This is a genomic window from Seonamhaeicola sp. ABD4_175 (genome assembly GCF_056160885.1).
On the sequence record NZ_JBSWYC010000001.1, the window covers coordinates 1,008,048 to 1,022,671 of the forward strand.

A 14,624-nucleotide genomic window follows, 5' to 3' on the forward strand; every position below is an offset into this window, starting at 1 on the left:
TTTCATTTTTGGTTAATTAATACAAACTTAATAGCAAAATAGTTATTTTTTTTTATTACTATCAATGTTTAGTTGTTTTTTTTAAACATACATCAATACAATTTCTTTTTGAGAATTATAAGCATTTAGTTAAAAAGCAATCTGTTATATAGAAATTTTAATATTAAATTTGCATTTCAATTTTTTAGCAATGTATAGAAGTCATAACTGCGGCCAATTAAGAGCTGAACACATAAATAAAGAAGTAACCCTAGCTGGTTGGGTACAAAAATCTAGAGACAAAGGTTTTATTGTATGGGTAGATTTAAGAGACCGTTACGGTATTACCCAATTAGTTTTTGATGAAGAACGCACCTCAAAAGAATTAATAGAAAAAGCACAAAACTTAGGCAGAGAATTTGTAATTCAAGCCAAAGGAATTGTTGTTGAGCGCGCATCAAAAAACGCCAATATACCTACTGGTGATATTGAAATTTTAGTTTCAGAATTAAACATTCTAAACACAGCTATTTTACCACCTTTTACTATTGAAGATGAAACTGACGGTGGTGAAGAATTACGCATGAAATACCGCTACCTAGACATTAGAAGAAATCCTGTAAAAAACAGTTTAATATTTAGGCACAAAGTAACCCAAGAAGTTAGAAATTACTTATCTAACCAAGGGTTTATTGAGGTTGAAACACCTTATTTAATAAAATCTACACCTGAAGGTGCACGCGATTTTGTGGTACCATCACGCATGAATGAAGGTGAATTTTACGCCTTACCACAATCTCCTCAAACTTTTAAGCAATTGCTTATGGTTGGCGGTATGGATAAATATTTTCAAATTGTAAAATGTTTTAGAGACGAAGATTTAAGAGCTGATAGACAACCAGAATTCACACAAATAGATTGTGAAATGGCCTTTATTGAGCAAGAAGATATTTTAAATGCTTTTGAAGGTTTAACACGCCACTTACTTAAAGAAATTAACGGTGTTGAAGTTGATAAATTCCCAAGAATACAATACGATGACGCCATGCGTTTATACGGAAACGACAAACCAGACATTAGGTTTGGAATGGAATTTGGAGAATTAAACGACGTTGCTAAACATAAAGATTTTAATGTATTTAACAATGCTGAATTAGTTGTTGGTATTGCAGTACCTGGAGGAAACAGTTATACCCGTAAAGAAATTGATAAATTAATAGATTGGGTAAAGCGTCCGCAAATAGGTGCTTTAGGTATGGTGTATTGTAGATGTAATGATGATGGCACGTTCAAATCATCTGTTGATAAATTCTACAACCAAGACGATTTAGCCAAATGGGCTGAAGCCACTGGAGCCAAAGCTGGTGATTTAATTTGTGTACTTTCAGGAAACACTAATAAAGTACGTGCGCAACTAAGCGCATTACGCATGGAATTAGCTGAGCGTTTAGGATTACGTAAACCAAACGAATTTGCACCACTATGGGTAATGGATTTTCCGTTATTAGAATGGGATGAAGAAACAGAACGCTACCATGCTATGCACCACCCATTTACATCACCCAAACCAGAACAAATTGAATTGTTGAAAACAGATCCAGGAGCGGTTAAAGCCAATGCTTACGATTTAGTTTTAAACGGAAACGAAATTGGTGGTGGCTCTATAAGAATTCATGATAAAGCAACCCAAGCATTAATGTTTGATTATTTAGGATTTACCGAAGAAGAAGCTAAAGCACAATTTGGCTTTTTAATGGATGCCTTTCAATACGGAGCACCTCCACACGGTGGTTTAGCCTTTGGTTTAGATAGATTAGTTGCTATTTTAGGCGGACAAGAAACTATTAGAGATTTTATTGCATTCCCTAAAAATAACTCTGGTAGAGATGTAATGATAGATGCTCCTGCACCAATTGATGATGAACAACTAGAAGAATTAAGCTTAAAACTTAATATAAAATCATAATAAAAAAAATCCTGCTTTGCGCAGGATTTTTTAGTAATTTTAAAAATGCCTTTAAACGCTAAAAGCCTTTTACGAAAATTTTTAATTTGGAGATACAAACATGTTTCTGAACGCCAGTTTATTTACATGCTTAGTATTTTAGTTGGCTTTTTGGCAGGTATGGGCACCGTAGTTTTAAAAAACCTAACACATTATATTAGGTATTTTTTCAACTTATATATTTTTAAAGATTACCAAAGTTCACTGTATTTTATACTGCCAATAATTGGACTTTTATTGGTTTATATTATAAAACAAACTTGGTTAAAAAAGCATATTGGCCACGGCATATCAACAACACTACATGCCATTTCAAAACTTAATGGTATTATTCCAAGATATAATATTTATGCAGGTTTAATTACCGCGCCGCTTACGGTTGGTTTTGGTGGTTCAGTAGGTTTGCAAGGTCCTGCTGTAAGCGTTGGTGCTGCTTTAGGATCAAATGCAGCGCGTTTATTTCATATGAATGCAAAAACACGCATGTTGCTTATTGGTTGTGCCGCAACAGGCGCTATGGCTTCTATGTTTAAAGCGCCTATTGCAGCTATAGTTTTTGCTATTGAAATTTTTACTTTAGATATTGCTTTCACATCATTAATCCCACTATTATTAGCTTCTGTTTCGGCAGTGGTTACATCATATTTTTTTTTAGGTACCGATGTTTTATTACGATTTGAACTTATAGACAAATTTCAAATTAATGATATTCTGTTTTACATTGTGCTTGGTTTAGTTACAGGTCTTATGTCTGTTTATTTTTCAAAAGTATTTTTTTCAATCACTAATTTTTTCAAACAATTTGAAAGTAGAGCAAAACGGTTACTTATTGGCGGTTTAGCCATTGGTACTATGCTTTATATTATTCCGCCACTTTATGGTGAAGGTTACGGAATTATGAATAACCTTTTAAAAGGCGACCACTTAGCAGCTATTGGCGAAACACCCTTTAATTTAGATTTAAACAATATCTGGATTATTATTGCACTACTTTTTGGTATTACCCTTTTTAAAGCCATTGCAATGACAACTACCTTTGGTGCTGGTGGTGTTGGTGGTGTTTTTATTCCAACATTGGTAATGGGTAGCGCACTTGGTAATGCATTTGCCAAAGTAATTAACAACATTGGTTTTGGGTTTCATGTATCAGAATCTAACTTTACATTACTTGGCATGACGGGTTTAATGGCAGGCGTACTGCATGCTCCTCTAACAGCTATTTTCTTAATTGCCGAAATTACCGGTGGCTATGAATTATTTGTACCCCTAATGTTGGTATCTACCATTTCATTTGCCATTACAAAATATTATGTTTCACATTCAATTTACACATTGAAATTAGCAAATCGTGGTGAATTAATAACACACAATAAAGACCAAAATGTTTTAATGATGTTAGAAATTGACAAAGTAATTGAAAACAACTTTGTTATTTTAACACCCGAAATGACACTGGAACACATTCTTAAAAATGCGGTAGCAAAATCATCTAGAAATCATTTTCCTGTAGTAAGTGAACATAATGAATTTTTAGGTGTTATTAGACTTGATGATATTAGACACATGATGTTTAACACAGATTTATATAATAAAGTAAACGCCGAAAGCCTTATGCATGCCGATGCTGGTATTATTAATTATGATGAAGATTCTATGAATGATATTATGATGAAATTTAAAACCTCTGGCGCTTGGAATTTACCCGTTATAAAAGGTGGTAAATACTATGGCTACATATCAAAATCTAAATTACTGAGTGCTTATCGTCGTCAACTATTAAACGTAACACATTAAAATGAAACAACTTACACTTGTGCTTTTTTTAATTTCTATAGCTTTAATAGCTACAGGTTTTTTAACTAATTTAGAATATTCGCAAAAACTTGTTGGCTTTGGGGTAGTAGTTCTTTTTTTGGGTGTTTTTCCGCTGTTTTCTTATTACCGTTGGAAAGATAAAGACGTTAAAGACTATATGTTAACAAAGGAAAACTTAGATAAAATGCGCGAGTCTCAAGAGGATAATAAATATTAATTTTTTAGATCTTGTGAAACCATGAAATAAGTTCAGACTAACTAAATCAATTCAAATTACGTTTCGTTACAAAAAAACGTTTTAATAATTCGCTAGCTTCTTCAGCTAAAACACCGCCTTCAATTTTAGTTTTAGGGTGCAATTTGGTATTCAAATTAATACAACCGCGCTCTAAATCTCTAGCACCATAAACTACTCTAGAAATTTGGCTCCAATACAAGGCACCGGCACACATTTGGCATGGCTCTAAAGTGACATACATGGTGCAATTTTGCAAATACTTACCTCCTAAAAAATTAGCAGCTGCTGTAATGGCTTGCATTTCGGCATGAGCCGTAACATCATTTAACATTTCGGTTAAATTATGTCCGCGTGCAATTACCTTATCATCAATTACAATAACAGCGCCTACGGGTATTTCTCCTTTTTCAAAAGCTATTTCAGCTTCTTGTAAGGCCTTCTTCATAAAATAAGTATCATCAAAAGGTTGTATCATAATGTCAAAAATACAATTTCAATCTTTACTTTTGCTGTGTGCAAAAACAATTATTAGAAAATATAAACTCACCTAAAGACTTACGCGCTTTAACATTGGCAGATTTACCAAACCTTGCCAAAGAGTTGCGCCAGTTTATAATAAACGTTGTGGCAACAAAAGAAGGCCATTTAGGTGCTAGTTTAGGTGTAGTTGAACTTACTATTGCGCTACATTATGTTTTTAACACACCCAAAGATTTATTAATTTGGGATGTTGGCCACCAAGCTTATGGCCATAAAATTTTAACAGGTAGAAAAGCGGTTTTTGAAACCAATAGACAATTGGGTGGCATTAGCGGTTTTCCAAAGCGTGATGAAAGTGTTTATGACACGTTTGGCGTTGGGCACTCATCAACCTCAATTTCTGCGGCATTGGGTATGGCTATTGCCTCAAAATTAAAAGGCGAAAACAAACATCATATTGCTGTAATTGGCGATGCCTCTATTGCTAGCGGTATGGCTTTTGAAGGTTTAAATCATGCCGGTGTTACGAATGCAAATTTATTGGTGATTTTAAATGATAATGCCATTGGTATAGACCCTAGCGTTGGGGCTTTAAAACAATATTTAACCAATGTTAAAAAAGGCACTAATAAACGTAATAATATTATTGAAGCCTTAAATTTTGACTATTCAGGACCTATTGACGGGCATGACATAAACAAAATTGTATCTGAACTAGAACGATTAAAACACGTTGAAGGCCCAAAATTACTTCATATAATTACCACCAAAGGCAAAGGTTTAAAACAAGCTGAAAAAGACCAAGTTAAATACCACGCACCAGGAAAATTTAATGCAAAAACGGGCGATTTAATTATAAAACCTAACATTAAAGAACCGCCAAAATACCAAGATGTTTTTGGACATACTATTGTTGAATTAGCCAGAGAAAACAAAAAGATTATTGGTATAACGCCCGCAATGCCAACGGGTAGCTCACTTAAATACATGATGAATGCTATTCCTGAACGGGCTTTTGATGTTGGTATTGCCGAACAACACGCCGTAACTCTTGCTGCTGGTATGGCAACCCAAGGTTTAATTCCGTTTTGCAACATTTACTCTACGTTTTTACAGCGGGCTTATGACCAAATAATTCACGATGTTGCTTTACAAAAATTACCAGTTATTTTTTGTTTAGACCGTGCTGGTTTGGTTGGTGAAGATGGCGCTACACACCACGGCGTTTTTGATTTGGCGTATTTAAGATGCATACCAAACCTTATTATTTTTGCTCCCAGAAATGAAGTTGAATTACGCAACATCATGTACACGGCGCAATTGGGTTTAGAATTTCCTATTGCTATAAGATATCCGCGTGGTAGAGGTAATACGTTAAATTGGAAACAACCATTTTCTAAAATTGAAATTGGTAAAGGTATTGCGTTAAAACAGGGTAAAGATTTAGCAATTTTAAGTATTGGAACTATAGCTAAAAATGTTGCTGATGCCACAGAAAGCTTAAATGTTTCTCATTATGATATGCGTTTTTTAAAACCTTTAGATGAAAATTTACTGCATAACGTTTTAAAAGAACACCACACAATTATAACTGTTGAAGATGGCACAATTAAAGGTGGCTTAGGAAGTGCTATTTTAGAGTTTTCTGCTGAATACAATTACCAAAACACCATTAAAACTTTAGGTGTTCCTGATAATTTTATAGAGCATGGTAAAGTTAATGAATTGCAAAACATGATTGGGATTGATACCGAAAGCATAAAAGAGGTATTGAAACACTTTATTTTGTAAAAATTTTCAACTAACTTCGTTTAACAATGTAAAGATAATTTCCCAAAAAATGTTTAATAGCATTCATCAATATTTTACTGAAAACATATTAACTGAATATAACAAATATGTTAAGTTGAGAGGTAACAACAAAACAGGATTTAGTGAAGACCTCAAACAAGGATTAAAAAGTGCTTAATCTATGTTTCAGTTTCGAGAACAGTTTTCCAGCGAATTGAATTTATCTAGAAATCAAATAGAATCTACATGTCCGAATTTCAAACTCTTAGCTGACGTTGTGAATGTTTCAAAACATGGAACTATAAACAGAAATAATCCTCAAATTACTGATTCGAAAAATATTTATGAGGAGATTGTTTGCACTAAGTACATTGATAAAAAAGGTGAATTTCAACACATTCAGGTTGAAGTAGTTATTGAATTGGATTCGGGAGAAACAATAGTGCTCTATGAACTTCTCACTGAAATCATAAATATGTGGATTGAAAAATTAAATTCCATTGGTTTATTTCTTGACCTTGCACTCTATTCCATTAATTCTAAAAAACTACCTAGAAGAAACAAAAACTCTGATTTATTGAAGATAACTTCAACTCAAACAATTTATGCAAGAAGATTTAGAATTCAGAAATATAATTATGAATCAAAAAGAATAGAACCAGTTGACATTTCAAACTCAAAAATTTCTATGAATCTTTATGCAAAAACATATCCAGTAGAAATTACAATTAACCAAAAGGAAAATGATAGGCCTATTAAGATAAATATGGAATTAACTGAACCTCAATTTAACAAAATAAATAGAATTAAAGACAAGAATAAACAAATATCAGAAACTCTTAAAATAGCTAAAGAGAAAGGGCTTGTTAACTTCAAAGAATAATAAAAACTATCTACAACAATATATATAATTTATTGCTCAACCACACAAAAAAACCATATAAAACACGTTAACGAACCTTTTCAAAAAAACGATTTCTATAGTTTAAAACAACCTCAAGAAAAAGCTATCAATTTTAAACAAAATGAACAAATTAGAATATAGTATTTCATTAAGAGAGAAGGGTCTTTCATCAAATGAAATAAAAAAGAGATTGGAAGATGAAGGTTTAAATGCGTCTCAAATTCAGTATTACTTAAAAAAGTCTGACGAACTATTTTTAAATCAACTAACAGATAATACAACGTCTAAAAACAAGGGAAAAACAAAAAACATAATAAAAACTATAATTTTATTGCTTAGTCTATTACTGTTGTTTAATGTTTTTTTTGGCTACTCAAAAATAGGTTTATTAGGTTTGTTTATAGTTTGGAGTTTAATTGGTTATAGTTCGTTTAGAAAATAAAACAAGAAAACCAAACACACACCGCGTTAGGGATTGAGGCATTTGTTGAAGCTCACCGACGTAGGAGGTAGCGACTGCCGAAAGCCCGCCCTGATAAGGGAACGCCCAACCTATTGCTACTATTAACTTAAAAAAATGACTAACTTTTTGTGGCAATTAAAAAGTGACGCCCTCTATGGTTTTAAAATTTAAGATTGCTTTACTATCGGATAGTAATGACACGTAATGACACACTGCTAGCAGCCTATTGTAAAGAGATTCATTGGTAAAATCTATAGTTTTTGGCAGTCCTTTTAAAATAAGCTTATCGTAGTTTGATGCTTTACCAGCAAAACTGTTGTTTACCGCATTGGTGTAAACGCCTAATAGTTTGTTTATTATTTGGTAGCCGGCTATTTCTTTATTTATAACCTCTTCAGATTGATAAATTTTATCTACACTTATTTTTATAATATCGTTTATTTGTGCTTGGTAACTGCTTTTATCTAACAAAGCGCAATCAAAATCACCTTTTAAAATGGCATCTTCGTGTTGCATAAAAATATGGGCCGCTTCATCAATTAAAGTACCAATTGCTAGAGCTCTTAAATAACCTATGCGCTCTTGTTTGCTAGATAGTTTATAATAATTTTCGGGTTTTATGTTGTTTCTTATAATTTTAGACATGTACTCTAAGGCGTATTCTTCTTCAATTAAACCTAGGTTTATACCGTCTTCAAAATCTATTATAGTGTAGCAAATATCATCGGCAGCTTCTACTAAAAATGCTAGTGGGTGGCGTGCGTAACTCATGCTAGTTTCGCTTCGTTTTAGCAAACCTAAATCTTCTGCAACATTTTGAAAAAGGGCTGTTTCAGATTGAAAAAACCCATATTTTTTATCAGCTATATGGCTGGTTGGCTTTTTTGGCAACGATGTTTTAGGGTATTTCATAAACGCCCCTAGCGTAGCATAACTAAGCCTTAAATTATTTTGGGTTATAATTTTGAAACCGTTGGCGTTTCCTTCAAAATCACATAAATCTTGATACTCTTCACTTGTTAAATGCGCTTTATATTGTTGCCCATTACCGGTTTTAAAAAACTCGCCAATAGCCTTTTCACCTGAGTGCCCAAAGGGCGGATTACCAATATCATGTGCTAAAGCTGCTGCGGCAACAATAGCACCAAAATCGTTTATTGTATAACCGTGTACTTCTTTTAAGTGCGGGTATTTTTCTAAAAGCTTTTGCCCTACTTTACGCCCTAATGAACGGCCAACAACGCTAACCTCTAAACTGTGTGTTAAGCGTGTGTGCACAAAATCTGTTTGAGATAGTGGTATTACTTGTGTTTTATCTTGCAGGCTTCTAAACTCTTGCGAAAATATAATACGGTCATAATCAACCTCAAAACCTACACGTGTTTGGTCTTGTTCTTTTCGTAAGCGTTTGTTAGTATCGCCAAAGCGTTTTAAAGAGAGTAATTGTTCCCAGTTCATAGTTATTTGGTTAAAGCTTTGGCAAGATAAAGAAATTAACTAAAAATAAAATCTTAAACTTCTTAACATTAAGGTAACTTAAAAATGAAATAGCATTAACAATTAGGTAACATTGAAATGTAAGAAATATAGGTTATTTGCATCTCAAAATTTAAGCAGTTAGAAATGAAACATTTAGTAGCTTTATTATTTATATTTTCATCGGCAGTTATGTGTGCTCAAAATACTGGATTAATTGTTGGTAAAGTTTTAGATAAAGAACTGAATAACACACCATTGGCTTTTGCTAATGTTTCAATTAAAGGTACTAACTTAAATGTTAGTTCTGATATTTCTGGTGCTTTTCTTTTTGAAAACTTAAAAAGCGGTAAATACACACTAATTTGCAACTTTGCTGGTTATGAAACTGAAGAAATTATAATTGAGGTGAACGAGCAATTTCCTGCAGAAGTTAAATTATCATTAGGCGCCTTTACTTTACCTGCTATTGAAACCGCATCAAACAACGGTTAACTCTTTTTGTTTACGCTTGTTTCACCCCTCAACAAGTACTCTTTCGCAAACCATCAAGTAAGTTAATTCCTAGCTTTTCTTGTTATCGGTTGTATATTCCACCTACACACTTAAACCAAAAAGTTGCGTTAATTAATGTTAACAAATTGTTTCGTTTTAAACTAAAACATACTGTTTTTAGTAACATTTGCATAACATTTTTATTACTGTTCTTTAATGCCGGCATAACACCGTATTTACATTATGTAGCTTTCTTTGCGGCATTAATTGAATAAAAAAATTATCTAAAATTTAAAACTCATGAAAAAAATAATTTTAACACTTTTAATTGCATCTACTTTAGTATTTACTGGATGTTTTAAAGATGATGACACCCCAATTGTTATTGAAGAAACTACAATAATAAACCAAGGTGGCGGTAACTCTAGCGGCGCTGAAGTTGTTGTTAAAGCTGGTGGTATTGTACTTGATGAAACTTGGACTAACGACAAAATTTATGTATTAGACAGAAAAGTTGTAGTTGAATCTGGTGCAACTTTAACTATTGAAGCTGGTACTATTGTAAAAGGTAGAGCTGGTACAGGATCTTTAGCTTCTGCTTTAATTGTTGCTAGAGGTGGTAAAATTAACGCTGTTGGTACTGCAAGTGATCCTATTATCTTTACTTCTGAAAGTGATAACATTCAACCAGGTGAAAATGCTGGTACAAACTTATCTGCTTCAAACAGAGGTTTATGGGGTGGTTTATTAATTCTTGGTTATGCACCTTGTTCTTTAAAAGGTGATTTAGAAGAAACTCAAATTGAAGGTATTCCTGCTGATGATACTTTTGGTCTTTACGGTGGTGATGATCTTAATGATGACTCTGGTGTTTTACAATACGTATCAATCCGTCACGGTGGTGCTTTAATTGGTGAAGGAAACGAAATTAACGGTTTAACTTTAGGTGGTGTTGGTGCTGGTACTACTTTAGACCATATTGAAGTTATTGCTAACGTTGATGACGGTATTGAATTTTTTGGTGGAAATGTAGATGCTTCTAACTTATTAGTTTGGGCTCAAGGTGATGACGCTTTAGATATTGACCAAGGTTACTCTGGTACTATTACTAACGCTGTTGTTGTTTTAGGTGAAGTTTCTGATCACGGTTTAGAAATTGATGGTAGAGAAGGTTCTGAAGCTACTTTAAGTGCAGATTTTGATGGTAAATTCACAATTAACGATTTAACTTTAATTGGTAACGAAACTACATCTGGTGGTGAGTACGCAGATTACAGAAGTAAAGCTACAGGTGCTACTAACAACGTATTTGCTAAAGGATTCCCTTCTGGTAAAGATGTTGAGTTAGATAACAACGCCGTTGCTCAAAACTTTTTAGATGGTAATTTAACATTCTCTAACTGGGAAGTTGTTGGGTTTGATAACAGTATTTTTGTTGAAAAAGGTGGTTGTATAAATTTTTGTGATGATGATAACGATGATAATGATGAATTTGAACCTACTATTATAGCTAGCCCTACTTTTACTGAAAGAGCTGCAGATTGGACTACACAAGTTACTGATGGTGCTCAAACTGTTGGTGCTGATACAGCTGTATTAAGCTGGACTTACGCTGTTTCTACTGGCGGTGTAGCACTATAATCACAATTCTTTATTAAAAAAATAATTACAACTGCTCACCAGGTGAGCAGTTGTATATAAATCACATTTATGAAAAATATTATAATAGTTCTTATTCTATTTGTAATAGGATCATTAAACGTTGCCAATGCACAGTCTGGTATTTTAGCCGGTAATGTAATTGATGGTGACTACAACAATGAGCCTCTTGCATTTGCTAACATACTTGTTAAAGGAACTACTACAGGTACTACTTCAGATTTTGATGGTAAATATCAATTAGATTTAGAAGCCGGTACTTACTCAATTCTTTTCTCTTTTGTGGGTTACGAAACTAAAGAAATTAGTGGTGTTGTTATTAAAGCTGGACAAGTAACAGATTTAGATGTAACCTTAGCATCAAACGCTTTAGATGAAATTGTAATTACCACAAGTGTTAAAAGAAATACTGAAAGTGCTGCCTTAGCACTTCAAAAAAAATCAGCTACACTTTTAGATGCCATGTCTGCCCAAACCATTAAAGCTAGTGGTGCAGGTAACTTAGCAAGTGCAGTAAAAAGTGTTCCTGGTGTATCTGTAGAAGGCGGAAAATACGTGTATGTTAGAGGTCTTGGAGACCGCTATACAAAATCTACTTTAAACGGTGTTGATATTCCTGGTTTAGACCCTGATAGAAATACCATTCAAATGGATATATTCCCAACAAATATTTTAGATAATATTGTTGTTGTTAAATCTGCAGCAGCAGAATACCCAGCAGACTTTACTGGTGGTGTTGTAGACATTATTACTAAAGATTTCCCTACCAAATTTGAAGCATCAATATCTGTTGGCGCTGGTTTTAACCCAGACATGCATGGTAAAGATGATTTTTTAATTGGTTCTGGTAGTGATACAGATTTTTGGGGTTATGATGATGGTACAAGAGCTGTACCAATTCACAGATACCAAAACATTCCTGGTACTTTTGATAATAAACTTTTACTTAACTCTTTAACAAGCCGTTTTGATAATGAATTAAGAGCTCAAGAAGAAACAAGTAAGCCTAATTTTGATTTTGGCTTTACTATTGGTGATCAATTTACTGTTGGAGACAACAAACTTGGTTACATGGCCTTATTTTCATACAAAAACAGCACAACGTTTTATGAAAACAGAGTAGACGGTGCTTATCAATTCGACTTCTTAGATAAGTCTAATAACGAGTTACAAGCCTCTAGACTATCAACTGGTAAAGAAGGTATTAACAACATTCTTGTTAATGGTTTGGTTGGTTTAACGTTTAAAACACAACGTTCAAAATACAAAGTAAACGTATTACACATTCAAAATGGCGAGTCTGCAGGTGGTTTCTTTAACCAATCTGTTGCTGGTGCTGTTGCTGGTTCAGGTTTTGAGCCAATTACAAAAGATGCTATTACGTATACAGAGCGTTCTGTTACCAACTTATTAATTAATGGAGACCATACTTTTGGTGCTACTAACGATTGGAATTTTGAATGGAAATTATCACCTACGTTTTCTAAAGTACACGATAAAGACCATAAAGTAACACCTTTACAAAGGTTTGATGATGGAAGATTTCAAATTACACCATCATTTGCTACCTTCCCAATTCGTATTTGGCGTTTCTTACAAGAAGAAAACTGGGCTTCAAAATTTGATTTTAATAAAAAGTACGATTTAGGCGGAAGACCTGCTAAACTTAAATTTGGTGGTGGTTATACGTATAAATTTAGAGATTTTAGTATTGATGATTGGACTTTCCAAAACAATGAACCTGTTGCAGATGGAAACCCAAACAACTTCTTAGCACCAGAAAACTTATGGAATCGTGATAATGAAAACGGTACTAATTTAATTTCAACAGATATTTTTAACCCTGGTGATGCTTATGAAGGTGAGCAAAACATAGCAGCAACTTACATATCTAATGAGTTTAATATTTCTGAAAAAATTAAAACTATATTAGGTTTAAGAGCTGAAGTTTTCACATCATACTACACAGGAAGAAACAACAGTACTGGTGAAGATTTTTTACGTACTAAAATTATTGACGAGCACGATTTATTCCCATCTGCTAACGTAATTTATGCCGTTACAGAACAGGCTAATATTAGAGGTTCTTATTACAGAACTACTGCGCGTCCATCGTTTAAAGAATCTTCATACTCTCAAATTTATGACCCAATTACTGATAGATTATTTATTGGTAATATTGATGTTGTACCAACGTATGTTAACAACTTCGATTTAAGGTTTGAACGTTTTGGTGAAGCTGGTCAAATGTTTGCAGTAAGTGGTTTTTTCAAAAAGTTTAAAGACCCTATTGAAAAATCATTCTTTGCTAGTGCTCCTACACAGTTAACAGTTGGTAACTTAGGTAACGCCGATGTTTACGGTGCAGAGGTTGAGTTTAGACAAAATTTAGGTTTCATTACTGAAGGTTTATCTAACTTAAAATTTAGCTTAAACGCTTCGTACACAAAATCTGAGTTAACCATGTCTCAAGGTGAGTTTGATTCTCGTGTTGCAAATGCTAGAACAGGACAAACTATTGATAGAGAAAGAGACATGCAAGGTCAAGCTCCTTTCTTAATTAATACAAGCTTAAATTACACTAATAACGACTTAGGTTTACAGTCTGGTTTATTCTTTAATATGCAAGGTGAAACTTTAGAAGTTGTAGGTTTAGGTGGTGTACCAGATGTATACACACAACCTTTTGAGAGTTTAAACTTTACATTAAATAAATCTTTTGGAGAGAAGAAAAACTCTTCAATTGACCTTAAGGTAACAAATATTTTAGGTGCTGAAAAAGAAAGTACTTTTGATGCTTACAATGCAGATGACAAAATATTTTCTTTAAGACAACCTGGAACAGAATTTTCCCTAGGTTACACATTAAAATTTTAATAGCCTTAAATTTTAGGTATAAAAAAGCTCCCAAATCGGGAGCTTTTTTTTTGAATAAAAATTATCTAAATTATAGGCTATTGTTACTGCTTACTTCAGTAATTTTAGCAATTTTAGAATTCTTGTAATTAACTTCTTTAGCTACACCATTGGCCCAAAACGTCCATTTTCCAACTTTTTTTCCATTCTCATAATTTCCAACGGCTATTTTGTTTCCTTTAGTATCAAAGCTAGTCCATGTGCCATGTAACTTTCCTTCTTTGTTAAACGTACCTTTTTGTTGTACAGTTCCATCTGCATAAAAATAGGTTGATTCAACTAAATCATTTTTTTGTTCATGCTTTACCGTAACATTCTTATCTTGAGCGTATACTGAAATTCCCATGAACACAACTGCTAATAATAAAATATATTTTTTCATAATATGTGGGGTTTTAATTAA

Annotated in this window: 13 protein-coding genes; 10 read left to right on the top strand and 3 right to left on the bottom strand. The window is 33.2% G+C overall.

Annotated elements, in window-relative coordinates; genetic code table 11:
- Nucleotides 1-190 precede the first annotated feature (190 nt).
- From aspS to ACXAG4_RS04065, 3 genes are read left to right on the top strand one after another with little or no spacing between them, the layout of a single operon-like run.
- Nucleotides 191-1,945: an aspartate--tRNA ligase gene (gene aspS / locus ACXAG4_RS04055; RefSeq protein WP_475294787.1), complete on the top strand. Its 1,755-nt coding sequence runs from the start codon at nt 191-193 to the stop codon at nt 1,943-1,945.
- Nucleotides 1,946-1,990: 45 nt separating this feature from the next.
- Complete coding sequence (locus tag ACXAG4_RS04060; protein ID WP_475294788.1) at nt 1,991-3,778, top strand: chloride channel protein; 1,788 nt, start codon at nt 1,991-1,993, stop codon at nt 3,776-3,778.
- A 1-nt stretch (nt 3,779) separates the two neighbouring features.
- Nucleotides 3,780-4,016 (top strand): hypothetical protein, encoded by a 237-nt coding sequence (locus ACXAG4_RS04065; protein WP_475294789.1) that lies wholly within the window; start codon nt 3,780-3,782, stop codon nt 4,014-4,016.
- 46 nt (nt 4,017-4,062) lie between these two features.
- On the opposite strand, the gene ACXAG4_RS04070 is transcribed toward ACXAG4_RS04065, so the two are convergent.
- The gene (locus ACXAG4_RS04070) at nt 4,063-4,512 is read right to left on the bottom strand and encodes a nucleoside deaminase (protein ID WP_475294790.1); all 450 of its coding nucleotides are present in this window, start codon (nt 4,510-4,512) and stop codon (nt 4,063-4,065) included.
- Between the two features lie 38 nt (nt 4,513-4,550).
- On the opposite strand from ACXAG4_RS04070, the gene dxs reads away from it, so the two are divergent.
- The 4 genes from dxs (at nt 4,551) to ACXAG4_RS04090 (ending at nt 7,654) form a co-directional block, all read left to right on the top strand.
- On the top strand, nt 4,551-6,308 hold the full coding sequence (gene dxs / locus ACXAG4_RS04075; RefSeq protein WP_475294791.1) for a 1-deoxy-D-xylulose-5-phosphate synthase: 1,758 nt from the start codon (nt 4,551-4,553) through the stop codon (nt 6,306-6,308).
- Between the two features lie 49 nt (nt 6,309-6,357).
- Nucleotides 6,358-6,486, top strand: a complete 129-nt coding sequence (locus ACXAG4_RS04080; protein WP_475294792.1) for a hypothetical protein — start codon at nt 6,358-6,360, stop codon at nt 6,484-6,486.
- A gap of 99 nt (nt 6,487-6,585) precedes the next feature.
- On the top strand, nt 6,586-7,191 hold the full coding sequence (locus tag ACXAG4_RS04085; protein WP_475294793.1) for a hypothetical protein: 606 nt from the start codon (nt 6,586-6,588) through the stop codon (nt 7,189-7,191).
- A 142-nt stretch (nt 7,192-7,333) separates the two neighbouring features.
- The gene (locus ACXAG4_RS04090; protein ID WP_475294794.1) at nt 7,334-7,654 is read left to right on the top strand and encodes a hypothetical protein; all 321 of its coding nucleotides are present in this window, start codon (nt 7,334-7,336) and stop codon (nt 7,652-7,654) included.
- Nucleotides 7,655-7,810: 156 nt separating this feature from the next.
- On the opposite strand, the gene dgt is transcribed toward ACXAG4_RS04090, so the two are convergent.
- On the bottom strand, nt 7,811-9,133 hold the full coding sequence (gene dgt, locus ACXAG4_RS04095; RefSeq protein ID WP_475294795.1) for a dGTP triphosphohydrolase: 1,323 nt from the start codon (nt 9,131-9,133) through the stop codon (nt 7,811-7,813).
- A gap of 165 nt (nt 9,134-9,298) precedes the next feature.
- On the opposite strand from dgt, the gene ACXAG4_RS04100 reads away from it, so the two are divergent.
- The 3 genes from ACXAG4_RS04100 (at nt 9,299) to ACXAG4_RS04110 (ending at nt 14,182) form a co-directional block, all read left to right on the top strand.
- The gene (locus tag ACXAG4_RS04100) at nt 9,299-9,646 is read left to right on the top strand and encodes a carboxypeptidase-like regulatory domain-containing protein (RefSeq protein ID WP_475294796.1); all 348 of its coding nucleotides are present in this window, start codon (nt 9,299-9,301) and stop codon (nt 9,644-9,646) included.
- Between the two features lie 300 nt (nt 9,647-9,946).
- Nucleotides 9,947-11,287, top strand: coding sequence for a hypothetical protein (locus tag ACXAG4_RS04105; RefSeq protein ID WP_475294797.1), 1,341 nt, complete (start codon nt 9,947-9,949; stop codon nt 11,285-11,287).
- A 69-nt stretch (nt 11,288-11,356) separates the two neighbouring features.
- A complete protein-coding gene (locus ACXAG4_RS04110) occupies nt 11,357-14,182 on the top strand; it encodes a TonB-dependent receptor (RefSeq protein WP_475294798.1) in 2,826 nt (941 codons plus the stop codon).
- A 70-nt stretch (nt 14,183-14,252) separates the two neighbouring features.
- Here the strand turns inward: ACXAG4_RS04110 and ACXAG4_RS04115 are convergent, their stop codons facing one another.
- On the bottom strand, nt 14,253-14,603 hold the full coding sequence (locus tag ACXAG4_RS04115) for a toxin-antitoxin system YwqK family antitoxin (RefSeq protein ID WP_475294799.1): 351 nt from the start codon (nt 14,601-14,603) through the stop codon (nt 14,253-14,255).
- Nucleotides 14,604-14,624 lie beyond the last annotated feature (21 nt).